Origin of the sequence: Rhizobium mongolense subsp. loessense (genome assembly GCF_900099775.1) — a bacterium.
Classification (GTDB): Bacteria; Pseudomonadota; Alphaproteobacteria; order Rhizobiales; family Rhizobiaceae; genus Rhizobium; species Rhizobium loessense.
This window is the reverse complement of record NZ_FMTM01000017.1, coordinates 37,390-60,403: the sequence shown is the minus strand read 5'-3', so window position 1 is coordinate 60,403 and position 23,014 is coordinate 37,390. Positions and strand designations below refer to the sequence as shown.

27 protein-coding genes are annotated in these 23,014 nt (G+C 59.9%); 9 read left to right on the top strand and 18 right to left on the bottom strand.

Translation table 11 applies throughout. The features are described 5' to 3' along the window. Together BLP23_RS30640 and ftsE are read right to left on the bottom strand one after the other, a co-directional pair. The gene (locus BLP23_RS30640; RefSeq protein ID WP_092588469.1) at positions 1-1,014 is read right to left on the bottom strand and encodes a cell division protein FtsX; all 1,014 of its coding nucleotides are present in this window, start codon (positions 1,012-1,014) and stop codon (positions 1-3) included. After that, complete coding sequence (gene ftsE / locus BLP23_RS30635) at positions 1,007-1,666, bottom strand: cell division ATP-binding protein FtsE (protein ID WP_022718083.1); 660 nt, start codon at positions 1,664-1,666, stop codon at positions 1,007-1,009. The genes BLP23_RS30640 and ftsE overlap by 8 nt, the downstream gene beginning before the upstream one ends. Positions 1,667-1,872: 206 nt before the next feature. Between ftsE and BLP23_RS30630 the strand changes: the two genes are divergently transcribed. The 3 genes from BLP23_RS30630 (at position 1,873) to BLP23_RS30620 (ending at position 3,614) form a co-directional block, all read left to right on the top strand. Next, a complete protein-coding gene (locus tag BLP23_RS30630; RefSeq protein WP_092588499.1) occupies positions 1,873-2,532 on the top strand; it encodes a hypothetical protein in 660 nt (219 codons plus the stop codon). A 59-nt stretch (positions 2,533-2,591) separates the two neighbouring features. After that, the gene (gene hpt / locus BLP23_RS30625) at positions 2,592-3,134 is read left to right on the top strand and encodes a hypoxanthine phosphoribosyltransferase (protein ID WP_022718085.1); all 543 of its coding nucleotides are present in this window, start codon (positions 2,592-2,594) and stop codon (positions 3,132-3,134) included. A 120-nt stretch (positions 3,135-3,254) separates the two neighbouring features. Beyond that, positions 3,255-3,614: a response regulator gene (locus BLP23_RS30620; protein WP_028740102.1), complete on the top strand. Its 360-nt coding sequence runs from the start codon at positions 3,255-3,257 to the stop codon at positions 3,612-3,614. Between the two features lie 148 nt (positions 3,615-3,762). Here BLP23_RS30620 and BLP23_RS30615 read toward each other — a convergent pair whose 3' ends face one another. From BLP23_RS30615 to argH, 4 genes are all read right to left on the bottom strand, one after another. Next, the gene (locus tag BLP23_RS30615) at positions 3,763-6,426 is read right to left on the bottom strand and encodes a TIGR02302 family protein (protein ID WP_092588468.1); all 2,664 of its coding nucleotides are present in this window, start codon (positions 6,424-6,426) and stop codon (positions 3,763-3,765) included. A 149-nt stretch (positions 6,427-6,575) separates the two neighbouring features. After that, positions 6,576-7,844, bottom strand: coding sequence for a diaminopimelate decarboxylase (gene lysA / locus BLP23_RS30610; RefSeq protein ID WP_092588467.1), 1,269 nt, complete (start codon positions 7,842-7,844; stop codon positions 6,576-6,578). A 12-nt stretch (positions 7,845-7,856) separates the two neighbouring features. After that, positions 7,857-8,051, bottom strand: a complete 195-nt coding sequence (lptM, locus tag BLP23_RS30605; protein ID WP_039847016.1) for an LPS translocon maturation chaperone LptM — start codon at positions 8,049-8,051, stop codon at positions 7,857-7,859. A 76-nt stretch (positions 8,052-8,127) separates the two neighbouring features. Further along, entirely contained in the window at positions 8,128-9,531 is a 1,404-nt protein-coding gene (argH, locus tag BLP23_RS30600) for an argininosuccinate lyase (protein ID WP_092588466.1), read from the bottom strand. A gap of 41 nt (positions 9,532-9,572) precedes the next feature. Between argH and tlpA the strand changes: the two genes are divergently transcribed. Then, positions 9,573-10,235: a thiol:disulfide interchange protein TlpA gene (tlpA, locus tag BLP23_RS30595; RefSeq protein WP_092588465.1), complete on the top strand. Its 663-nt coding sequence runs from the start codon at positions 9,573-9,575 to the stop codon at positions 10,233-10,235. Between the two features lie 2 nt (positions 10,236-10,237). Here tlpA and BLP23_RS30590 read toward each other — a convergent pair whose 3' ends face one another. The 7 genes from BLP23_RS30590 to BLP23_RS30560 form a co-directional block, all read right to left on the bottom strand. After that, the gene (locus BLP23_RS30590) at positions 10,238-11,119 is read right to left on the bottom strand and encodes a 3-hydroxybutyryl-CoA dehydrogenase (RefSeq protein ID WP_022718092.1); all 882 of its coding nucleotides are present in this window, start codon (positions 11,117-11,119) and stop codon (positions 10,238-10,240) included. A 149-nt stretch (positions 11,120-11,268) separates the two neighbouring features. Beyond that, positions 11,269-12,198 carry an electron transfer flavoprotein subunit alpha/FixB family protein gene (locus tag BLP23_RS30585; protein WP_092588464.1) on the bottom strand — a complete coding sequence of 310 codons (930 nt, stop codon included), beginning with the start codon at positions 12,196-12,198 and terminating at the stop codon, positions 11,269-11,271. 21 nt (positions 12,199-12,219) lie between these two features. Next, positions 12,220-12,969 (bottom strand): electron transfer flavoprotein subunit beta/FixA family protein, encoded by a 750-nt coding sequence (locus BLP23_RS30580; protein ID WP_092588463.1) that lies wholly within the window; start codon positions 12,967-12,969, stop codon positions 12,220-12,222. 183 nt (positions 12,970-13,152) lie between these two features. After that, on the bottom strand, positions 13,153-13,920 hold the full coding sequence (locus BLP23_RS30575; RefSeq protein WP_092588462.1) for a rhomboid family intramembrane serine protease: 768 nt from the start codon (positions 13,918-13,920) through the stop codon (positions 13,153-13,155). A 35-nt stretch (positions 13,921-13,955) separates the two neighbouring features. Beyond that, positions 13,956-14,534 carry a cob(I)yrinic acid a,c-diamide adenosyltransferase gene (locus BLP23_RS30570; protein ID WP_092588461.1) on the bottom strand — a complete coding sequence of 193 codons (579 nt, stop codon included), beginning with the start codon at positions 14,532-14,534 and terminating at the stop codon, positions 13,956-13,958. A gap of 23 nt (positions 14,535-14,557) precedes the next feature. Then, positions 14,558-14,761 (bottom strand): twin transmembrane helix small protein, encoded by a 204-nt coding sequence (locus BLP23_RS30565; protein ID WP_074069833.1) that lies wholly within the window; start codon positions 14,759-14,761, stop codon positions 14,558-14,560. A gap of 19 nt (positions 14,762-14,780) precedes the next feature. Continuing rightward, complete coding sequence (locus tag BLP23_RS30560) at positions 14,781-15,614, bottom strand: SDR family oxidoreductase (protein WP_092588460.1); 834 nt, start codon at positions 15,612-15,614, stop codon at positions 14,781-14,783. Between the two features lie 76 nt (positions 15,615-15,690). Between BLP23_RS30560 and BLP23_RS30555 the strand changes: the two genes are divergently transcribed. After that, the gene (locus BLP23_RS30555; protein ID WP_092588459.1) at positions 15,691-16,608 is read left to right on the top strand and encodes a YihY/virulence factor BrkB family protein; all 918 of its coding nucleotides are present in this window, start codon (positions 15,691-15,693) and stop codon (positions 16,606-16,608) included. On the opposite strand, the gene gluQRS is transcribed toward BLP23_RS30555, so the two are convergent. Further along, entirely contained in the window at positions 16,570-17,451 is an 882-nt protein-coding gene (gene gluQRS, locus BLP23_RS30550; RefSeq protein ID WP_092588458.1) for a tRNA glutamyl-Q(34) synthetase GluQRS, read from the bottom strand. The genes BLP23_RS30555 and gluQRS overlap by 39 nt on opposite strands. Between gluQRS and BLP23_RS30545 the strand changes: the two genes are divergently transcribed. Together BLP23_RS30545 and BLP23_RS30540 are read left to right on the top strand one after the other, a co-directional pair. Next, positions 17,450-18,136 carry a DNA-3-methyladenine glycosylase family protein gene (locus BLP23_RS30545; protein WP_092588457.1) on the top strand — a complete coding sequence of 229 codons (687 nt, stop codon included), beginning with the start codon at positions 17,450-17,452 and terminating at the stop codon, positions 18,134-18,136. The genes gluQRS and BLP23_RS30545 overlap by 2 nt on opposite strands. Before the next feature lie 111 nt (positions 18,137-18,247). Then, a complete protein-coding gene (locus BLP23_RS30540) occupies positions 18,248-18,805 on the top strand; it encodes an HNH endonuclease (RefSeq protein WP_074062674.1) in 558 nt (185 codons plus the stop codon). 14 nt (positions 18,806-18,819) lie between these two features. Here BLP23_RS30540 and BLP23_RS30535 read toward each other — a convergent pair whose 3' ends face one another. Further along, the gene (locus BLP23_RS30535; RefSeq protein ID WP_092588456.1) at positions 18,820-19,335 is read right to left on the bottom strand and encodes a disulfide bond formation protein B; all 516 of its coding nucleotides are present in this window, start codon (positions 19,333-19,335) and stop codon (positions 18,820-18,822) included. A 22-nt stretch (positions 19,336-19,357) separates the two neighbouring features. Beyond that, positions 19,358-19,948 (bottom strand): YqaA family protein, encoded by a 591-nt coding sequence (locus tag BLP23_RS30530; protein WP_092588455.1) that lies wholly within the window; start codon positions 19,946-19,948, stop codon positions 19,358-19,360. A 202-nt stretch (positions 19,949-20,150) separates the two neighbouring features. Between BLP23_RS30530 and BLP23_RS30525 the strand changes: the two genes are divergently transcribed. Further along, positions 20,151-20,450: a hypothetical protein gene (locus BLP23_RS30525; RefSeq protein WP_092588454.1), complete on the top strand. Its 300-nt coding sequence runs from the start codon at positions 20,151-20,153 to the stop codon at positions 20,448-20,450. On the opposite strand, the gene BLP23_RS30520 is transcribed toward BLP23_RS30525, so the two are convergent. After that, a complete protein-coding gene (locus BLP23_RS30520; RefSeq protein ID WP_092588498.1) occupies positions 20,420-22,186 on the bottom strand; it encodes a cation:proton antiporter domain-containing protein in 1,767 nt (588 codons plus the stop codon). The two genes, BLP23_RS30525 and BLP23_RS30520, sit on opposite strands and share 31 nt — an antisense overlap. 207 nt (positions 22,187-22,393) lie before the next feature. On the opposite strand from BLP23_RS30520, the gene BLP23_RS30515 reads away from it, so the two are divergent. Then, positions 22,394-22,600, top strand: a complete 207-nt coding sequence (locus BLP23_RS30515; protein WP_092588453.1) for a hypothetical protein — start codon at positions 22,394-22,396, stop codon at positions 22,598-22,600. A 63-nt stretch (positions 22,601-22,663) separates the two neighbouring features. On the opposite strand, the gene BLP23_RS30510 is transcribed toward BLP23_RS30515, so the two are convergent. Next, on the bottom strand, positions 22,664-22,918 hold the full coding sequence (locus tag BLP23_RS30510; RefSeq protein ID WP_139187141.1) for a hypothetical protein: 255 nt from the start codon (positions 22,916-22,918) through the stop codon (positions 22,664-22,666). Between the last annotated feature and the right edge of the window lie 96 nt (positions 22,919-23,014).

Here is a 23,014-nt window from a genome sequence, read left to right as displayed (position 1 = left end):
TCAATTCGCGATGCCATCGCTTCGCGTCGGGTCCGAGCGCAGCGTATCGATTTCATAGATCGTGCGCATCACCGTGAGCCGCGCTGTGAGCGTCGTCAGCAATGCAATGACGATCATCGTCGCAAAAATGCCGAGATAGCCGAGGGCTCCGACCGAGAAGGTGCCGAAGAGAGCGGTCGCTTGATCGGTCTGCGGCGTCGCAATCGTACGGCTCTGCAGGAAGCCTGCCGCTAAGAAAAAGAGAGCTGCCAAAGCGCTGCCAATTGCCGATCCCTTGAGACTGATCTTCAGGAAATGCTTCTGGAATTCAGTCGCGACGAAGGAGCTCTCGGCGCCCACGAAATGCAAGACCTCGACGATATGGCGGTTGCCGGAAAGCGCGCCGCGTGTCGCAAAGACGACCGTCAGCACCATGGCGATGAAGACGAGCAGTAGCACTCCGGTGCCGAGCATGACCGTCGTATGCGCCATTGAAACGAGGCGATCGACCCATGTTCGGTGATCGTCCAGCGACGCCTGAGGGATGCTCTCCTTCAGCAGCGAGCGCATCGCCTCAAAATCGGGCGGGTTCGTCTCGTCGATGGTAATAATCACCAGGCGGGGGACGGGAAGCTCCTTGATGTCAAGCCCGCTGCCGAGCCATGGTTCCAGCAGACGGGCCGTTGCTGCCTCATCGACGATCTGGCCGCTTTTGGTGCCGACAAAGGTCATGGCGATATCGCGTGCCTGCGTCAGCGCCTTTTCCATATCGAGGCCGTCGTCCGGCTTGATCTGGATGGTGATCTCGCGGGAAATCTGGCTCTCCCAGCTGGCCGCTGTCGAACGCACCATGCTGACGCCGCCAAGCGTCAGGCAGGCGAGGAAGGCCATGATGGCGATGACCACCGTCAATGCGTTGCCCTGGATATTCGAGGGCGGAAGGATCGGCGCCGTTGGCCGCACGCGCATCTCCGCCCGCTTCTGCTGTGCTTGGGCGGCGCTTTGCGCGCGGTTTTTTGATGCGGGCTCAATCATAGACGTCAAGGTGCCCTTCCGAAAGGATCATGCGGCGGGCTTCCACCTGGTCCATCAATGTCAGATCGTGAGTTGCGATCACGACAGCTGTACCAAGGCGGTTGAGTTCGAGAAAGAGGTTCAACAGGCGGCGTGCCATCGGCGGATCGACGTTGCCAGTCGGCTCGTCGGCAAGCAGAACCTCGGGCCGGTCGATCAGCGCGCGGGCGATCGCCGCGCGCTGTTTCTCGCCGCCGGAAAGCACCGGCGGAAGCACATTGATGCGCTCGCCGAGCCCCACCCATTTCAGCAGTTCGAGCACGTCTGTCTTGTAAGAGCTCTCGTCCTTGCCGCGTACACGAAGCGGCAGCGCGACATTCTCATAGGTCGTGAGATGATCGAGCAGGCGGAAATCCTGGAAGACGATACCCACGCGGCGGCGAAGCAGCGGCAGCTCCGGCCGCGGGATGTCGGAAATGTCGCGTCCGAACATGCGGATCAAGCCACGCGTCGGCTGCAGCGACATAAAAAGCAGGCGCAGAAGCGTCGTCTTGCCCGCGCCAGAGGGACCGGTCAGGAACTGAAAGGACTTCTTCGGAATATCGAAGGTGAGGTCCCGGAGAATCTCCGGCCCCATGCCATAGCGCAAACCGACATTCTCGAAATGGATCAACGGGTAGCCCGGTCTTTCATGGTTTCACGCCATCGACTTGTTAACCAACACCGTTAACAATCAATGAATTTTGTCGGAAAGATGCCTGTTCGAAGGCAAGCTTAGCGAAGCATTAACCATTAAAATTTACGACTGGGCAGGATTCGTTTCAATGCCGGATTTTAACCGTGCACTGAAACCATGTGGAGATGGGAGAGACCGTCAACATGGAAGCATCCACCTTCAGGCGCCGCGCGCCGGGCAACGCCTACGATTTCCTGCCGCCGGAGCCTGCCGCGCGTCAGTCTCGCTATCCTGGCCGTCCGGCTGATGTCGCCGATGCCGAATTCGTCGTTATCGGCAACCGGAGCCAAGGCTTCAACGCCAAAAGTTTCAATGATAATCGTAAGCGCGCCGCTGCCGCTGCCAAGTTGGCTGCGAGGCCTACGGCTTTCTCGAAAGCGGCTATATTCCTCGGGATCGCAGAAGAATGGCTGCAGCAGGCGTCGCTCAAGAGCTTTATAGCCCTGGTCTTCATGCTTTTCGTTCTTGTTTTCGGCCTGACGGGCGGTTTTTCCGGCCTAGCGGGGAGCGATACTGCTGCCTTGACCTCCCCGCTCCACTTCACGCATGTCACGGTGGCGCCGCGCGAGGCAAACGGCATGCGCATCCTGGTCATCAACGGCATCATCGAAAACGGTGGTGGTACGACACAGACCGTGCGGCCGATCCGCGCCGATCTGATGAGCGGTGAGCGGCTGGTGGCCAGCACGGTCATCAATCCTCCGGCAGACGTCATCTATGGTGGCGAGAGCCGTGGCTTTTCGGCACGCGTGCAGCACTCCGGCGGAAAAATGCCGGAAGTCCGGCTTTCGTTCATGCCTTAGGGTGTTTCTGCCCTTCTAATGTGCTAACGGCTTACCCTTCGTTTCATGGAGCTAGCCGTATGCCTGTCGTGCGCGGAAAAATTATCGAACCGCTTTTCACTGCCGAGCAGATTGCCGAACGCAATCACGCCATGGCAAAGCACATTGCCGCGGGTCCGACAAAGGACCTGCTCGTCATTGCCGTGTTGAAGGGGTCGTTCATTTTCGCCGCAGACCTCATCCGCGCGCTACACGACAGCGGTCTTGCGCCGGAAGTCGAATTCATCACGCTTTCCAGCTACGGCACGGGAACAGTTTCTCAGGGCGTGCGCATCGTCAAGGATATCGACAGCGACGTGAAAGATCGCGACGTGTTGCTGATCGACGACATTCTCGAATCCGGCCGCACGCTGCTTTTCGCTAAGGAACTGCTCTATGAACGCGGCGCGCGCAACGTCAGCATCGCCGTCCTGCTCGACAAGAGCGTCAAGCGCAAAGAAAAGCTCGAGGCAGACTATGTCGGCTTCGAATGCCCGGATTACTTTGTCGTCGGCTACGGCATGGATGTCGCCTATGCCTTCCGTGAGCTGCCCTACGTCGGCGTGGTTACCGGCGACGCCTGACTTCAACGATGATAAGACGGGTTGTTAACCATCCCTTCCATCGCCTTCTTTCGTTTACCGATCGAAAAGGAACGCCGTGCAATTTCCGTTCCGGGGCATGAAGACGGAGCGATGCACATCATGGCAAAAATTCTGATCACGGAAGACGAAGATTCGCTTCGCTCTTTCGTCGCCCGGGCCTTGCGCCTTGACGGTCATGAGACCGATGAAGCCGCCGATGGCGCCGAGGGGCTAGAGAAGCTGAAGGACGGGATCTACGATCTGCTCCTTTCGGATATCCGCATGCCGGTCATGGACGGCATCGAGCTTGCGCATCAGGCGAAATCCGCCTTTCCCGCGCTCAAAATCCTGCTGATGACGGGCTATGCCGAGCAGCGCGAACGGGCCGATGACCTTGCCGAAAAGATCGTCGATGTCGTGTCGAAGCCGTTTGCACTTCCAGACATCCGAAAAGCGGTTGCCCGGGCGCTGGCTGCATGAGGCGGGTTGGCGGCACCTTCCCCTGCTCCCCATTCCTGTCCTCGTGACAGGAACCCGCCGCGCTGCGTCAGCGCCGTGAGCGACCATCGTTTGAAAGAGAATCGTGTGCACCCAAGGACTTGGATGGCGCATTGCGATCCAATTTCAGCTACTGAATATCCAGCAGCCGTTCCAGATAGCGCCGCTCCATCTCCTGCGGCGGGTTGTTGCCGAGCTTTTCGCGGATCGCATCGAGAATTTCGCGTGCGCGCTGCACGTCGATTTCGTCGGGTACCTTCACTTGATCGCCGAAATCCGGGCCCTCTGCGCGACGCGGACGACCGAGTGGATCGCGGCCGTTCTGGTTGCCCTGGCCAACCTGACCTTGTGGCCCTTGGCCTTGCTGGCCCTGTTGCGCCTGCATCATCTGGTTCATCATGTCCCGGGCGCCCTGTCGCAACGCTTCCAGTGCGCGGCCCTGGCCCTGGAGGGCCGGTTCGCCGCGGCCTTGGCCGAGTTCGCGCCCGGCACCTTCCATCTCGCGCTGTGCCTGACCAAAGCCTGGGCCGGGCTTCATACCCATCTCACCAAGGCCTTTCTGCAGTTCGCCGAGCTGCTTTCCAAGCGCATCCTGTTGGGCTCGGAGCTGTTTCAACGCGTCGCGCAATTGCTCCTCGGTCAACTGCTCCGAAGGTGACTGCCCCTGTTCGCCGTTCTGCCCCTGCTGCTGATCCTGCGGCTGGCCATCCTGTCCTGGCATCATCTGGTCAAGCAGCGGATCGTTCATACCCATGTTCGGGTCGCCGCGCTGCATACGGTCCTTCAACTGTTGGTCCAGCTTGAAGGTCTGCTCCATCAACTTCTGCTGGTCGCGAAGGATCTGGCCAAGTTTGTCCATCTGCTGGCGCATCTGGCTGTTGTCGCCCTGCTGTTGCTGGCCCTGTTGCGGCCTGCCTGCCTGCAGGTTGTTCATCATGCGCTGCAATTCGGAAAGCAACTGCTGAGCGGCATCGCGGTTGCCTGAACGGGCCAGATTCTCGATCTGGTCCATCATGCGCTCCAGATCCTGCTGGCGGATCACGTTCTGCGCGTTCTGGTTCGGCTGCATCGGCGCATTCTGCATGCGCTCAGCCAGTTCCTTCATATATTCGTTCATCGCTTTGCGAAGCTCGTCCATGAGCTTCTTGATCTCCGGGTCCGGCGCATTGCGCTGAAGCGCGTCGGCGAGATTCTGCTGGGCGTTGCGCAGGTTGCGTTCCGCAAGCGAAAGGTCGCCGTCCTCCATGCCGATCGCGATATCCCACAGATAGTCGGCCGTATCCTTCAACTGCTCATCGCCCTTGGCGAGCTTCATGCGCGTCTGCGCCGATTGCAGCAGCAGATAGTTGGTGAGCTTAGGAATCGTTTCTTCAGGACGGATCGTCAGCGCCTCGTTGAGAGCGATCGCTTCCGACATCTTGCGGGTATCGAGTGCGAAAACCTGGCGTTCTTCCGCAACGGCTGCGGCCAGCGGTTCGTTGAACGGCCGTGACGGCAGCGTCATCTCATGCGGCGGGCTGCGGCCGGTCTGGCCGGCTGCATCCTTGGCGACCAGCGTAACGCGTACGCGCTTTCCGGCCAGCGGATGTTCGGTCAGGTTCTTACTGGTTACGGCCTTGGCATCACGCGCGTTGCGGCGCGGAATGTCGAGCCGGAAATCGGGGAGTGGATAAAGCGGCTTTGCCTCCGGATCGGATTGGGCCGGAAGGATTTCCGCACGCGCTTCGTGCACGCCGTAATCGTCCTTTACCGTGAAGCCGATTTCCAGCGCGCCGTTTACGCTGGGTTTGGGCAGTCCGTCGAAAGCAATCTCGGGTGCCTTGTCCGGTATGACATTGAAGTTCCACCTGCGGCCATTGACGAGCAGCGCACCGTTTTCCTCAAGCTTCATCACATGTGTCTGTGCGGCAAGTGCTGGCGTGGTCGGTGTCTGTGGCTTGGCCTGCGGTGCAGCAACAGGCTGCTGATTTGCCTTTGTCTCGGCTGCGATTTCCCGCACCTCGCCGCTCTCTTTCCTGAATACGACCTTTCCGTCCGTCTGCCCGCCGCTGACGCGAACGGTCAGGTTCGAGAACTGCGGAATGTTGATCGCCTGCTCAGTGCCGGTCGCCGCCAGATAGACCGGAGCGCGGCTGGTATAGGAGGGCGGGGTGACCCATGCGTCGATACGCACAGCCGGATTGGTCGCGGCCGGCGCGACGGGTGGCTGCAGCGCGTCGGTGATTGAGCCGCCGTTGGTCGATAGCGAGTAACCGAAGGCCGTGACGAGAAGGAGGGCCGGGATGGCACGTAGCGCGAAACGGTCGTGGGCTGCGATGTCCGGGCGGGGGAAGCCAGTGTCGAGGGCTGCTATCTTCTTTGCCATCCGCGTCTGATGTTCGCGCCAAAGCGCCTTTGCGAAGGGCGTGTCGAAGGCCGGCGCATCTTCCTGCACCGTCACCGGCTGATGCGGCAGGCCGTTGCGCTCTTCAAGCAGGCGGTCGGCTTCGGCGGTATTGGGCCAGCGAAGATTGCGAAACGGGATGAGGGCGGCGAGGAAGGCGATGGCGAAGGCAATCAGCAGCCCGACACGCATGAAGTCAGGAACGGAGCGGAAGAGGCCGAACCAGGATGCTGCCAGATAGAAGGCAACGACGGAAAGAACCGGGACGAGCGGTGGCAGGACCTGCTCGGATACGAGTACCAGGCGCGCTAAGAACCGCTTGACCGCTACGAGCCTCGCCAGAGAGGGCCGAAGGGCAAACGCACCATGTCTTTGCCTGCGGGGGCTGTTCGTCAATCCGGTCTCCGCCATTTGATGCTGGAGTAACAGAGGGCGCTTCGGGCGCTTGCTAGGCAATATGCTCGCATGCAGAAAAGATAACACTCTTTGTGGCGAAGGCGAGGGCAGGCGGTCGGCAAAGCCGTTTTTTCACCTCTCTTCGCCAAAAAGTGATGAGGCTGTCACTCGATCCAGGCGGGTACGGAGTCGAGGCCGATCAGTTCTTCATAGGTTCGGCGAGGCCGAATTACATGGAAATCGGCGCCCTTTACCAGAACTTCTGGCACGAGCAGGCGGCTGTTGTAGGTGCCCGCCTGCACTGCGCCATAGGCGCCGCCGGAACTGACCGCAAAGAGATCGCCCGGCTTCGGCATCGCCATCTCGCGATCGAGCGCCAGATAGTCCCCGGTTTCGCAAACCGGCCCCACGATATCGGCCTTGATACGCGGCGCATTTGCCGCCGAGATCACGACGGGCCGGATTTCGTGCCAGGCGTCGTAAAGCGTCGGGCGGATCAGATCGTTCATTGCCGCATCGACAATGACGAAGGTCTTTTCGCCCCCGTCCTTTACATAGATAACTTCGGTAACGAGAATGCCGGCGTTGCCGACGATCAGGCGGCCCGGTTCAGTCACGATCTTGCAGTTCAGCCCGCGGAGCTGGTTCTTGACAATCGCCGCGTAGGCATCCGGCAGCGGCGGTGGCTCGTTATCTTCCTTGTAAGGAATGCCAAGGCCGCCGCCAATATCGACATGGTGGATGTCGTGGCCGTCGGCACGCAGGGTGTCGACCAGTTCGCGCAACAGCTTGAAGGCATCGTCGAAGGGCTGCAGCTCGGTGATCTGGCTGCCGATATGCATGTCGATGCCGGTGACTTCGATACCGGGCAGCTTGGCGGCTTGCGCATAGACGGCGCGAGCGCGTTCCCAGGAAATGCCGAACTTGTTTTCCTTCTTGCCAGTCGAGATCTTCGAATGGGTCTTCGCATCGACGTCCGGATTGATGCGGAAGGAGACAGATGCCTTCTTGCCGGCCTTGACTGCGCGCTGATTGAGGATTTCGAGTTCCGGTTCGGATTCGACATTGAAGCAGTAGATGCCGACCTCAAGTGCAAGGTCCATCTCACGGGGCGTCTTGCCCACGCCGGAGAACATGATGCGGCTTGCCGGGATGCCGGCAGCAAGCGCGCGGCGCAACTCGCCCTCGGACACGACGTCGATGCCGGCGCCGAGCTTGCCGAGAGTCTTCAACACAGCCTGGTTCGAATTCGCCTTCATCGCATAGCAGACCATGGAGTCGACATCGCTGAAGGCTTCGGCAAAGACCCGGTAGTGGCGTTCAAGCGTTGCGGTCGAATAGCAATAGAAAGGCGTGCCGACGGCCTTGGCGATCTCCGGAACGGGGACGTTCTCGGCGTAAAGGATGCCGTCGCGATATTCGAAGTGGTTCACGGGACGTGCCTATCAAAGCAAAGGATCGAGAAGGAATGGCTTGTCGACGGCGCCCGGCTGTTTCGTCGGCTTCGATACGTCGCCTTCCTTCGTTGCCATCGCGCTCGGCGGGTCGAGATCCCCTTTGCGTCCACATCCGGCAACGGCAAGGCCGATGACGGCAAAGACAACCGTCAGGCGGATGAGGTGCGGCAAGCTGGTCTGCATGGGATTCCTCTTGGAGCGGCGCTGGTGGACATCTTCATAGCGAAGTTTATCCGCCTTGTGCACCCTGATTGTTTTCTCAGTTGCGAGCCCGCCAAAAGGCGATCTGCTTCCTCACTTCGGAAGGTGCAGTGCCGCCGAAACTCTTGCGGCTTGCAACCGAAGCCTCGACAGTCAAGACGTCGTAGACCTTGCCGGTGATTGCCGGATTGATGGCCTGGAGATCGGCAAGCGGCAGTTCGGCGAGGTCGCAGCCCTTGCTTTCGGCAAGCGCCACGGCACGCCCGGTCACATGATGTGCGTCGCGGAACGGAAGTCCCGCCTCGCGCACCAGCCAGTCGGCGAGATCGGTGGCCGTCGAATAGCCGGAACCGGCTGCGGCCTTCATGCGCTCCGTGTTGACCGTCATGTCGCGGACCATGCCGGTCATGGCGGCGATCGCAAGTTCCAGGCTCTCGGCGGCGTCGAACACCTGTTCTTTGTCTTCCTGCATGTCCTTGGAATAGGCGAGCGGCAGGCCCTTCATGATTGTCAGCAGCGCAATCAGCGAGCCGTTGATGCGGCCGGTCTTGGCACGCACCAGCTCGGCGGCGTCTGGGTTCTTCTTCTGTGGCATGATCGAAGAGCCGGTCGAGAATGCATCAGAAAGCCGCACGAAACCAAATTGCGGCGTCGACCAGATGACGATCTCTTCGGCCAAGCGTGACAGATGCATGCCGCAGATCGCGGCGATCGACAGGAACTCGATCGCGAAGTCGCGGTCGGAGACCGTATCGATCGAGTTGCGAGTAGGTTCCCGGAAGCCGAGAGCCTTTGCCGTCATGTGGCGGTCGATCGGGTAGCCGGTCCCGGCCAGCGCTGCGGCGCCAATGGGGCTTTCGTCCAGATGCTCAATGGCGTGGCGCACGCGCGAACGGTCGCGGCCGAACATTTCGACATAGGCCATGCAATGGTGACCGAAGGTGACGGGTTGAGCTGTCTGCAAATGCGTAAAGCCCGGCATGACGCTTTCGGCATGTTCTTCAGCGCGGTCGAGGAAGGCTGCGATGAGGTTCGTCAGCATCGCTTCGGTCTTGTGCAACTCTTCTTTCACCCAGAGGCGGAAGTCGAGCGCTACCTGATCATTGCGTGAACGGGCGGTGTGCAGGCGGCCGGCGGCCTGGCCGATCAGCGCCGCAAGGCGGGCTTCGATATTCATGTGAATATCTTCGAGCTGGCGGGAGAATGCGAAATTGCCGCTTTCGATTTCTGACAGGATCGTGCTTAGTCCGTGAACGATCTTGTCCTTATCTTCCGCGGAAATGATGCCCTGATGGGCAAGCATCGTTGCGTGGGCGATCGATCCACGGATATCCTGGGCAAAGAGCTTCTTGTCGAAACCGATCGAGGCATTTATCTCCTCCATGATCGCGTCGGGGCCGGATGCGAAACGTCCGCCCCACATCTGGTTGGAGGATTTGGTGTCCTTTGTGCCGTCGGCCATGAAAGATGCCTGTCTTAAGGGTGCATGCCCTGGAGAATGAAATGACGACAAGAAAGCTGTTCGGGCTGCCATCCTTGAAATTGATCGCGGTAGCCGCCGTCGCAGGCGTAATTGCCGGTGCGGCAGCGGTTTACATTAAGGAGGCCGGGTATGGCAATGCCGGCGGCGAAACGGCCTCTGCCGAATGCACCGCGGCCAAGGATCTCGTCCAGACGATTACGCCGCTTGCCAAAGGCGCGGTGGCGGCAATGGTTGCTGTCAACGCGCCGCGAAAGCTCACATCCGTCGCCTTCAACGGTCCGGACGGCAAACCGGTGACGCTCGAGAATTTCGCGGGCAAGACCGTGCTTCTCAATCTGTGGGCAACATGGTGCGTGCCCTGTCGCGAGGAAATGCCGGCGTTGAACGCGCTGGAGAAGGAGATGGGCAATGACAAATTCCAGGTCGTCGCGGTCAATATCGACACCGGAGATGACGAGAAACCGAAGGCTTTCCTAAGCGAAACCGGCGTCGATTCCCTGCAATTCTATCGCGACAATACGATTGGCGTCTTCAACAGCCTGAAGAAAGAGGGGCTTGCTTTCGGCCTGCCGGTGACGTTGCTCATCGACGACAAAGGGTGCCTGATTTCGGCGATGAACGGCCCTGCCGCATGGGATAGCGGCGATGCGAAGGCGCTGATCAAGGGTGCTACAGGGTCTTAACGCTACCGCGTCGGGACGGGTGTGTCGCCGCGATAATCGTAGAAGCCGCGGCCGGACTTGCGGCCGAGCCAGCCGGCCTCGACATATTTCACCAGCAGCGGGCAGGGGCGGTATTTGGAATCGGCTAGGCCGTCGTGCAGCACCTGCATGATCGAAAGGCAGGTGTCGAGGCCGATGAAATCGGCAAGCTGAAGCGGGCCCATCGGGTGATTGGCGCCGAGCTTCATCGCCGTGTCGATGGCATCGACAGTGCCGACGCCTTCGTAGAGCGTGTAGATCGCCTCATTGATCATCGGCAGCAGGATGCGATTGACGATGAAGGCCGGAAAATCCTCAGCTACCGTGACGGTCTTTTCCAGCGAGGCGACGAATTCCTTTGCGGTCGAAAACGTGATCTCGTCCGTCGCGATGCCGCGCACCAATTCCACCAGTTTCATAACCGGGACGGGGTTCATAAAATGAATCCCCATGAAGTGCTCAGGCCGGTCCGTTGCCGATGCCAGGCGGGTAATGGAGAGCGAGGATGTGTTCGTCGCAAGCAGCGCGCCCGGCTTCAGCACTGGACAGACCTGCGCATAGATCTTGCGTTTTACAGCTTCCTCCTCTGTTGCCGCCTCGATAACGAGGTCGGAGGGAGCAAGGTCATTGAGGTTGGCGGAGCCGGAGATGCGGGAAAGGGTTGCTTTGCGCTCCTCATCCGTCATCTTGCCGCTCGTTACCTGCCGGGCAAGGTTGCCATTGATGGTCGCGAGACCGGATTCGATGCGCTCCTGCGTCAGGTCGTAAAGCTGGACCTTATAGCCCGCAGCTGCCGAAACATGGGCGATGCCGCAGCCCATCTGGCCCGCGCCGACAATACCGATCGTTTTCAACACCGCACTCATCTCCAAACCCCCGTGGCAGCCGCCCGCTCCGCCCGTATTTTTCTTCTAATGAAACTGCCGGGCAAAATGATCGCCCGGCAGCAGTAGTAGCCCCATAAGAGATAATTTTCCAGTCATTCGCAAGTGCGAAAAGCTGGCATTCTGCCCGATTAAAGAGCTTTCTGCAGTTCCGGCAAGGCCTCGAAGAGATCGGCGACGAGACCGTAGTCTGCGACCTGGAAGATCGGGGCTTCCTCGTCCTTGTTGATGGCGACAATCACCTTCGAGTCCTTCATGCCGGCAAGGTGCTGGATGGCACCGGAAATGCCGCAGGCGATGTAGAGTTCAGGGGCAACCACCTTGCCGGTCTGGCCGACCTGCCAGTCGTTCGGCGCGTAGCCGGCATCGACGGCCGCACGGCTTGCACCGACGGCGGCTCCCAGCTTGTCGGCGAGCGGCAGGATGACTTCTTTGAACTTCTCGGCCGAACCAAGTGCGCGGCCGCCGGAGATGATGATCTTGGCGGAGGTCAGCTCCGGACGGTCGGAAGCCGACAGGGCGTCCTTGACGAAGGTTGAGAGCCCGGGATCGGAAACGGCCGGGATTGCCTCGACCGGAGCCGAACCGCTGGTCTCGGCAGCCGCGAAGGAGGCGGTGCGCACGGTGATGACTTGTCTGGCGTCGGTTGCCTGCACCGTCTGGATGGCGTTGCCGGCATAGATCGGCCGCTTGAAGGTGTCGGGCGCGACGACTTCGATGATTTCCGAGACCTGCGCCACGTCGAGCAGGGCGGCAACGCGCGGAGCGACGTTCTTGCCGGTCGAGGTCGCAGCCGCAATGATCGTGTCGTAGCTGCCGGCCAGCGAAACGATCAGGTCGGCCAGCGGCTCGGCCAGATTGTTGGCAAGCGTGTCGCTTTCGGCCAGCAGCACCTTGGAAACGCCGGAAAGCTTGGCAGCGGCATCGGCGGCAGCCTTGGCACCCTTGCCGGCAACCAGCACGGTGACATCGCCGCCGATCTGGCGAGCTGCGGTCAGCGCCTTGGCGGTCTGGTCGGAAAGGCTTGCATTGTCGTGGTCAGCCAGAAGCAGAATGGCCATGGTCGTATTTCCTTTCTCGCCTTAGAGGACGCCGGCTTCGGTCTTGAGTTTCTCGACGAGCTCGGCGACCGACTTGACCTTGACGCCTGCCTTGCGGCCGCTTGGCTCTTCGGTCTTCAGCACCTTCAGCCGCGGGGCGGTGGAAACGCCGAAGTCGGCAGGAACCTTCTTGTCGAGCGGCTTCTTCTTCGCCTTCATGATGTTCGGCAGCGAGGCATAGCGCGGCTCGTTGAGGCGCAGGTCGGTGGTGACGACGGCCGGCAGCTTGATGGCGATCGTCTGCAGGCCGCCATCGACTTCGCGGGTGACGGTCGCCTTGCCGTCGGCAATCTCGATCTTCGAGGCGAAGGTTGCCTGGGCAGAGCCCAAGAGCGCCGCGAGCATCTGGCCGGTCTGGTTCGAATCGTCGTCGATCGCCTGCTTGCCGACGATGATCAGGCCAGGCTTCTCGGCATCTGCCACGCCCTTGAGGATCTTGGCAACGGCAAGCGGCTCGACCGGCTCGTCGGTCTCGATGAGGATCGCCCGGTCGGCACCCATGGCGAGCGCCGTCCTCAGCGTCTCTTCGGCCTTGGCCGGACCGATCGACACGACGACCACTTCCTCAGCCTTGCCGGCTTCCTTCAGCCTGAGCGCCTCTTCAACCGAGATCTCGTCGAACGGGTTCATCGACATCTTGACGTTGGCAAGCTCGACGCCCGTGCCATCCGGCTTGACGCGGATCTTCACATTGTAATCAACCACCCGCTTCACGGGGACCAGAATTTTCATGGGGTCCTTCCTTCAACTCTTTCGCCAAGAAAATGCGCGCTTCGGCGCCGCTCCGATTGTCGAATGGCGACATGGATACGCGTTTTTCCTCCAAACACAACGCTTGCCAGTCGCAGACAGACAAATTGCGCCTGCAAATATATGACGTTTACGTTCACGTCAATATTTGAGGCGGTGCGTTTTTCAGTGTCCAGGCGCCCCGTCGTCAGCGGCGACGACCGCCCGCCTTACAGCCGGCGTGCTGGAAACGGCGCGTGGAGTGACGATCTTGCGGTCGAATAGCGGCACACCCTTGCGGCGCATGAAGAAGACGAGAACGGCGCCGGCGACGATACCGCCGGCATGGGCGCCCCAGGAAACATTGCCGTCCGGATCGACAAAGAGCATGAAGAACTGCTGGCCGATCCAAAGCAGCAGCGGCACGAAGGCAGGAAGCGGCAACGGAACGCGGAAGAAGACCAGCACCCAGATTTTCACGCGCGGGTGAAGGATGACATAGGCCGCAACCACCCCTGAGATCGCACCTGAGGCGCCGACCAGCGGCGCCTGCGATTCCGACACGAGCAGGCCATGGCAAAGCGCGCCGAAGGCGGCGCAAGCGAGATAAAAGATCAGGAAGCCGAGATGCCCCATGGCATCCTCGACATTATCGCCGAAGACCCAGAGGAAGATCATGTTCGAAGCGAGGTGCCAGAAGCCGGCATGCACAAAGGCATGGGTGATGTAGGTCAGCGGCTCGGGAACAATCGCGAGGCCGGGTGCAAGTGTTGCATAGTCAAAGGCGACCGCCGGTATGTAGCCCAGGCCGACCGATGTCGCCTGAGCCGTCTGTTGCGGAGCGAAGAAGCCGGTGAAAAGCCAGACGGCGACATTCATGCCGATCAAGCCCAGCGTCACCCACTGGACCTTGATGTGCTTCAGCGTATTGGCATCGTGCAGCGGTATGAACATAAAGCCTGCCCCTGGCTATCGTGACCGCGAGAAGCCTATCTGTTTTTTCCAGGAACCCAAAGCACATCCGCGTTGCCTCGGTCATTCGCGTGGCGCGCGGCAACGAAGAGGAAGTCCGAAAGCCGGTTGACATATTTCAGGGCGGCATCGCTGACGATCTCGCCCTCCGTGCGGGCGAGTTCCACCATCAGCCTTTCCGCGCGGCGCGCGATTGTGCGCGCTAAATGAAGATAGGCAGCTGCCGAATGACCGCCGGGCAGAACAAAGGATTTCAAGGGTTGCAGATCGGCATTCAGTTCATCGATCTCGCTCTCGATCCGCGCCACCTGCGTATCGATGATGCGCAACGGCTCGTGCGCCGGCGGCTTGCCGTCGTCGGGTGTCGCAAGGTCAGCGCCGAGGTCGAAGAGGTCGTTCTGGATCAGCGTCAGCATTCGTTCGAGAACCGGCATGCCCTGCATGTGCAGTCTTGCGACGCCAATTGCGGAGTTGACCTCGTCGATCGTGCCATAGGCTTCCACGCGCAGGTCGTATTTGAGACGGCGCGGTCCGCAAACGAGCGCAGTCGTGCCGTCGTCGCCGGTCTTCGTGTAGATCTTGTTGAGTGTTACCATGCCTATCCCCTCTCTTCCCGGCGTTAACTAGGGCGGCCGCCGCCTGTCAGCCAGAGCGTAAGCATGATCAGGATCACAGCGATCGCCTGCAGCAATACGCGGAGCTGCATCAGCTTGTTGGAAGTGTTCGCGTCGCCGCCCTTCATCATGTTGAAGAGGCCGCGGACCAACACGATTGCGACGAGGCCCATGATGATGATTGCGAGAATATAGGTGGCCGTGGACATGGAAGGTCGGCTTTCTTGATTAATCGGTCCAGCGCATCAGGCGATAAAAAAGGTCCGCCGGAATCAGCCTCTTCAGGAACATGCCCTGTTTTGCCGGTGTCGTTACAGGATAATGTGGCTTCGGATTGTTCGAGTTCAATGCGTGTTTCAAGACAGTATAGACGGCGTCAGGTTGAAGCTTATGCCGATTCTTCGGGCCAGTCCCTTCAAGACGCGCGAGCTGTCGGCGGTAATCTGCCGCATGCACCGAATTGCGGATGTCGACATGTTCTTTGAACTTCGCGAGCGCGTTGGCGGTAAAGCGCGAGGCAATCGGACCCGGTTCGATCAGGCACACGTGGATGCCGCTGCCCTGAAGTTCCATGCGCAGCGTGATGCTCAGCCCCTCGAGCGCAAACTTCGAAGCGGTGTAGGCGCCGCGAAAACGATAGGGCACGACGCCGAGAATGGACGAGCATTGTACGATGCGGCCCGAGCCGCGTCTTCGCATCAGCGGCAGTATTTGCCGGGTCAATTCGTGCCAGCCGAAGAAATTCGTTTCGAATTGCGCACGCAGCACGTCGGTCGTTAAATCCTCGACCGCGCCGGGCTGACCGTAGGCGCCGTTGTTGAAAACTGCGTCGATGCGCCCGCCGCTTGCCTCGGCTACATCGCGAACGAAATCAGCGATCGTATCCGACCGCGTATAGTCCATCAGGAAGGCTTCGATGCCCTCCTCCTGAAGCGGTTCGAGGTCGGCGTGTTTTCTGACCGCTGCAAAGACGCGCCAGCCGTCGGTCTTCAGGGCTCGCGCGCAATAGGCACCGATGCCGGATGAGCATCCGGTAACGATGATGGTGCGCTGCTCCGCCATGGAATGATTCCTGTACAAATTGGGACTCATTTCCCATATTCGAACCAACGATACAATGACGAGGCCCGGGGGTGGAATGCCGAAGATAGTGCGTACGCTCTATGATGTGGGTTACGACGCGATCTGCCACCTAATCGAGGATGACGGTTTTGCGATGGCGAGCCATGTCGCATTGTCGATCCTGCTGGCGGTTTTTCCTTTTTTGATCTTCGGCACGACGCTCGCAAACTTCCTCGGTGCCGATCAGTTCTCCTCCACGGCCGTTCATCTCATTTTCGACACCTGGCCGGAAGCGATCGCCAAACCCGTGGCCGACCAGGTGCTGCAGGTGCTGACGATTCCGCGCGGCGGACTGCTGACGGTCTCGGTGCTGGCAGCCGCCTATTTCGCCTCGAACGGTGTCGAGGCGCTGCGCATATCGCTCAACCGTGCCTATCGCGTACAGGAGACGAGGCCTTGGTATTTCACGCGCCTGGCCAGCCTCGGTTACGTGCTGATCGCGGTCATCATTTTTGCCGCCATCAGCATCCTGCTCGTCGCCGTGCCGCTCGCTCTCGATTACGCGCGGCAGTGGTTTCCGCTCTTTGCCGATACGCTCGAGATCGTTTTCAGCTGGCGAATCTACGGAACGCTTTTCGTGCTGACGGTCGGTCTGCTCGTCGTTCACCTCTGGCTGCCTGCCGGCCGCAGGCGGGTTTACGATGTTATCCCTGGGGTTTTGCTGACACTGCTTTTCTGGCTCGCCGGCGCGCTGATCTTCGCCTTTTACCTCGCCACTTTCGCGAATTACACAGCGACCTACGCGGGTCTGGCATCGGTGATGGTCGTGCTGATCTTCCTCTACATGGTCGGCGTGATCTTCATCATTGGCGCGGAAATCAATGCGGCGCTGATGAAATTTCGTGTGCGCGCCATCTTCGCCCGCAATTTTCTGAGCGGGCAGGGCAGCAAGCTTTCAAAGACCGACAAGGTTCCGGATATCGGCCGCCGATAGGCCCTTGCCACGCAAATCCGCGAGCCCGGTATCGCCATCGCTTTTCGAGAGCTTGCGTTTCTTTGCATCTGTCACCAGCCGATGATGGTGGTAGACCGGCTGAGGCAGGTCAAGGAGCACCTGCAGCAGCCGGTGGACCGACGTTGCGTGAAAGAGGTCGAGCCCGCGCACGATATGGGTGACGGCCTGCAGCGCGTCATCGATAACCACCGAAAGGTGATAGCTTGAGGGGGCATCTGAGCGCGAAAGAACGACGTCTCCCCACACCGATGGATCGGCGGCAATCCCCCCGGTCTCGCCGTCGCCGGTCTCGCTCCAGGATAAAACACGATCGGTGGCCTGCAGTGCCCGCCCCATGTCCAGACGCCAAGCGTGTTTCAGGCCTGAGTCAAGCATCTTGCGCCGCTCGCCTTGACTTCGATCGCGATCGTCGGAGGGATAGTGCGGCGAACCGTCCGGATCGCGCGGCCAGGGATTGCCGCCGGCTTCGCAAGCGGACACTCTGGCTTTCACCTCGCCGCGCGTCAGAAACGAAGGATAGACTAATCCGCGCTCGATCAGACCATGCAATGCTGTCTGATATTCCGCGATATGGTCGGATTGTCGCCGGACGGGCTTCTCCCAGTCGATGCCCAGCCATTCGAGATCGGCATAGATGCCTGCTTCGAATTCGGGTGTACAACGTGTCTGGTCGATGTCTTCGATGCGCAGCAGTAGGCGTCCGTCCATTGCTGCTGCCATATCCTGGTTGAGGAAGGCCGAAAGGGCGTGGCCGAGATGCAGCGGGCCGTTGGGACTGGGCGCAAAACGGAAAACGGGCTTTTGACGCTGAGTCGTGGTCATGCTTTCTTCTGCCACGAATTCGAAATCATCGCGAGGCAACGTGCAGATCATTCGAACCGAAGAGGATATCCGCGAGGGACTGAAGCATTTGTTTCTCCTCGACCCGCGGCTCGCCGATATCGCGAAGGAGGCGGGTCCGATCCCGCTGCGCCTTCACGAGCCGGGTTTTGCTGGCCTTGCCCATATCATCGTTTCGCAGATGGTTTCGCGCGCAAGCGCCGATGCCATTTGGCGGCGCATGGTGCTTGCCGAAGGAGTGCTGACGGCCGAAAACTATGTCGCACTGCGACCGGATGCCTGGCGGGAATTCGGTCTGTCGCGTGCCAAGGCGACGACATTGTCGGGCATCGCCGAAGCAGTCGTATCTGGCCGCCTTGATCTCGCTCTTCTTTCCTCGCGGCCGCCGGCAGAGGCGCTTGCCGAGTTGACGGCGTTGAAGGGCGTTGGTCCGTGGACAGCGGAAGTCTATTTGATGTTTTGCGGCGGGCACGCCGATGTCTTCCCATCAGGAGACGTCGCACTGCAGAACGCCGTCGCTGCAGCTTTTGGTCTTGCACAGCGTCCGCAGGCGAAAGTGCTCGCCTCGCTTGCCATGGTCTGGTCTCCCTGGAGATCTGTCGCAGCAAGGCTTTTCTGGGCTTACTATGCTCAAAAACTCGGTCGCGGGCTCCTGCCGGTCGGCTGATGGGCAACGCTCATCGAATTGCCGTTATTGACTGAATTTATTGGGCTTCACAAGGCTGTCACAACCGGCCTAATATAAGGATGCAGATGCCGAATCGCTCAGGAGAGTACCTTGACGATTGCAGTCTCCCCCCAGGCCCTGCCGGCGCTCGTCCTGAACGCTGACTACCGGCCTTTGAGTTATTATCCCTTGTCGCTCTGGTCCTGGCAGGACGCGATCAAGGCGGTTTTCCTTGACCGTGTAAATATCATTGCGGAATACGAACATTCGGTTTCCTCGCCTAGCTTCTCGATGCGGCTTCCAAGCGTCGTCTGCCTCAAGACCTACGTTCAGCCTTCGCGGAACCCGGCCTTCACCCGGTTCAATGTTTTTCTCCGCGACAAATTCGAATGCCAGTATTGCGGCGAGCACGACGATCTGACCTTCGACCACGTCATCCCGCGCGCCCATGGCGGCGAGACGACCTGGCAAAATGTCGTGGCGGCCTGCTCTCCCTGCAATCTCAAAAAGGGCAGCAAGCTGCCGAAGCAGGCAGGCATGTTCCCGTCGCAGAAGCCCTACCAGCCGACCGTGCAGGACCTGCACAACAACGGCCGGCTCTTTCCGCCGAACTATCTGCACGACAGCTGGCTCGACTATCTCTACTGGGATACCGAACTGCAGCCCTGATCGCCGCTATTTCCCTATGCCGATTTGCGGACGCCCACGAAAGCGAAGGCCGCAAGGACCAGGCTCGTAATCACATTCCAGCCCGCAAAGGAAAGGCCGAGCACGCGCAGCGCCGCATCCGTGCAGGACGGGCCGGTAATTGTATTGAGTTCCGTCAGCAGGTCGCCGGCATTCTGCGTCATGGCGCCTGCACTGGTCGAGCAGGTCGCTGGCCCTGCCCAGAAATGCCATTCGACGCCTGCGTGATAGACACCCATGCCGGCGCCGACCACCATCAGCATACCCGCCGCCAGAAGCAGGGCACGGGCGACCCAGTTCGGCAGACCGAAGAACGATGCGAGCGCACCGAGGATCGCGATCGGAATGCCGTAATAATAGGGCTGGCGCTGCAGCAGGCAGAGCGCACAGGGAATATAGCCGCCGATGTACTGGAAGCCGAGTGCAGTTCCAACGACCATCGCCATGCCGAGCGCCAAGAACAGCGAATAGAGAACGACCGGGCGGGAAAGAGGCGAGGCAATGGCAGTCATGGCGGAACTCCGCGAGGTTGGCTCAGTGGGCAAGATAGCGATAGACAATATAAAGCACGATGGCGACCACTGCACCGATGCTGACAATATGCCCCAAGCGCTTTTCAATGAAATGGCGTATCGGCTCGCCGTAGCGGCGAAGCAGCCAGGCCAGGAATAGGAAGCGCGCGCCGCGGGCAACGATCGCCGAGATGACGAAAAGCCATATGTTGACGTGAATCACCCCGGACAGGATCGTGACGATTTTGATCGGCGGCAGGTGCGCCAATCCCGACGTCACCAGCAAAAGCAGGATCGTCTCGTAAGTGACGTAAGATTTCATCTGCTCGAAGGCATCGAGCTTTCCGTAGAATTCCAGCACCGGCCGCGCCACGGTCTCGTAGGCATAAAAGCCGAGCGCCCAGCCGGCGATGCCGCCGAGAACCGAGGCGAGCGTGGCAACGATCGCATATCGATATGAACGCTCGGGCTTGGCGAGTGCCATGGGAAGAAAAAGGACATCGGCCGGGACGAGAAAGACGGAGCTTTCGACGAAGGCGATAACGGCGAGCCAGACTTCAGCCGATCTGCGGGCGGCGAGAGACATGGTCCAGTCGTAAAGTCTGCGGAGCATTCCATTCCTTTCGTGCTGCGGTGCAAAAGCTTTAGGGGGGCAGTCTGGCGCTGTAAATGCCTAGTGTGGCAATGATGCCAGCGTGCCACGAAAATTTTCGTGATCCGTATGGCGGCTGTGCTCCCAGGTTTTCGGGAGATTGCAAATCGGTGAATCTTCTGCAAGCTGGTTTCTGATTGGTTTTGCTTGCAGGTGGCTATGAATGAAATTGAGGGTGATTGAGGGCGGGCTCGGCGAAACGGCCGATCAGCGCGAAACCGTAGCTTCAGCTCGAAGGCCGAGCAGGGAGGATGTACGGCGGGAAGCCATCAGGCGGCTTCGGGAAAGCGGCTATCATTCGTCTTATGTGAGAGAGTTTGCAACGGGTGTTCCTGCGCCGGAAGCGCTCAGATATCTGAAGATACAGCTCGATTTTGCGGCCGAGACGCTGTCGCGGCTCGATCCGATCCCCCACGACTTCTCCGCCGATGCCTATTGGCCTTCCGCCGACACTTCGCGTTGATCCGGCTGCTCTTGGCGCTTCGCGTTTAGTGCGTTCATTTGCGAGCGCTCTCGCGCCATTTCGCTGACGGCGGCCCTTAGTGCCGGGTGCCGGGCGGTGAACATATTGAAGTCACGGCGTTCCAGCACGAGGAATTGGCAGAAATCGATGGCAATGACATCGGCCGTTCGCCGTCCGCCGCTCAGCAAAGCCATTTCACCGAAAAATGCGCCCGGTTCGAGACGGACGGCGCCGCCGGGAAGACGGACTTCCACGGCTCCGGAGGAGAGAAAATACATGCCGTCGCCGCGGTCACCCTTGCGCATGACGCGTTCGCCCGGCAGCGCGGATTTGGGGCGGAAGAGAAGGAGCAGTTCCTCCTGCGAGTGCTCATCGACCTTGGCGAAAAGCGGGAAAGTCTCGATCAGTTGCTGCATCTCCAGCTGATGCTGGCGCTCCCGCGCTTCGGTAAGTGCCCTGATCTTTTCAAGCTCTCGTCCGAGCGCCTCATGCCGGCGGCGGCCGTAATGATTGCTGAGCACCGGCCATCTGGCGTGCACATAGGTATGCAGCGCCTCGGCACCGGCGCAGACGAGCGGATTGAGCGTGATCGAAATGATCGCGGACGCAAGGATGACATCCTGCCCGTCAGTCGGCAGCAATCCGAGGGAAACGCCGAGACCGGCAAGAATGAAGGAAAATTCGCCGATCTGTGCCAATCCGCCTGAGACTGTCAGCGCCATTCCGATCGGATAGCGAAGCAGGACGACGATCAGAAAGGAGATGATCGCCTTGCCGACGATGATCAACGTCAGCGCGCTGATGACGGCCATCGGCTGGCGGGCCAGGATCGATGGATCGAACAGCATGCCGACCGACACGAAGAACAGCACTGAAAAGGCGTTCTGAAGTGGCAGAGAATCGGCAGCGGCCCGGTGGCTGAGATTGGACTCGCTCATCACGACGCCCGCGAAGAACGCGCCGAGCGCGAAGGAAACGCCGAAGATTTCGGCGGAGCCAAAGGCGATGCCGAGCGCGATGGCAAGGACCGTCAATGTGAAGAGTTCGCGCGAGCCGGTTCGGGCGACGAGCGTCAGGAGCCAGGGAACAATCTTCGGGCCGACAAAGATTGCCATGACCGCAAAGGCGCCGACCTTCAGCAGCGTCAGCGCGATCGCCAGCGAAAGCGGCAGCCCAGCGCCCTGTGCAGCATCGCTGGCGGCATGGCCGCCGAGCAATTCAGCAAGGGCAGGCAGCAAGACCAGCGCCAGCACCATCGCCAAGTCTTCGACGATCAGCCAGCCGACCGCGACGCGGCCGCTGGCGGAATTCAGGAGGTTTCGTTCCTCCAGGACCTTCAGCAGCACGACGGTGCTTGCCACCGACAGGCTGAGGCCGAAGACGATCCCGGCGCCGAGCCCCCAGCCCCACCATTTCGCGAGGCCAATGCCGAGCAGCGTAGCGATGATGATCCGGATGATCGCGCCCGGCACTGCGATACCGCGCACGGCAAGCAGGTCAGCGGCGGAAAAATGCAGCCCAACCCCGAACATCAGCAAGATGACACCCATCTCCGCCAACTGTCCGGCAAGCCCTGTATCGGCGACGAAGCCCGGCGTGAACGGTCCCATGAGTATGCCTGCCACCAGGTAGCCGACCAGCGGCGGCAGCCGTAGCCTGTCGGCCACATATCCCAGCACCGCCGCAAAGACGAAGCTGACGGCGACTGTGGCAATAAGCGTTACTTCCTGATGCACGTCCGTCCCTTGATATTCGTTGGCGACCGCCACTTTGACCGAAGTGTGAGTGAAATTAAATACTTGTTTTGAGTTTCCGTATCACCAGCAAATGCTGAGCTCCAACGATACTGAAGCGTTCTCGCGGCGACACCAGTTTGGCGTCAGTTTCGAAGATCAATATAAGCGCACACTAAAACAGAAGACGCTGTGTCATTGAGGATGTCCATGCGAGATTTAGAAGCTGTTGATGTCGCGTCCAAACGATCTTTTGAAGCCGTCGAATTCGGATATGTCCGAGAGGTATTTCTTGAGGACGAAGCCTGCTGGGGTCTGTTCGATTCCGACGGCGATGTGATCTTCGTCGGCGACGACCTAGACGAATGCCGCTCCTTCGCTGCAAAGGAAGAGATCAGGATTCAGCTGATCCAGTAGGAGTCGTCGCGTGGTCCCGCACCACTTGCGGTTCTTTTCGCAAACTCCGCCGCGTTAACTGCGTCAGCGCGATAAGGACTGGATGTAGTCGTAACCGACGATGGCTTCCTCGCTTGTGCCCTCGTCGTAGATCTTGGCAAGGGTTGCTTGCAGGCCAGGACAGTAAAGTGCGCTCCAGAGATCAACCCGCTCGCCGCCCCTTTTGGTTTCCGCCCTGATCCTGAAAACCTCGTATTTGCACCGGCCAACTGCAACTGTCTCGCGCTTAGTTATAGTCAGTTCCAGCGTCCACTTCTCGCTGGATTGTTGAGGATCCAAGGGGGATGACGTGATGCCCATCCTTCTTGATGGGGCAGAAGCTTGTCCAAGCCATTGAGCGGATAGATGGCGTAACGCTCATCGCTGCTGGAGCGC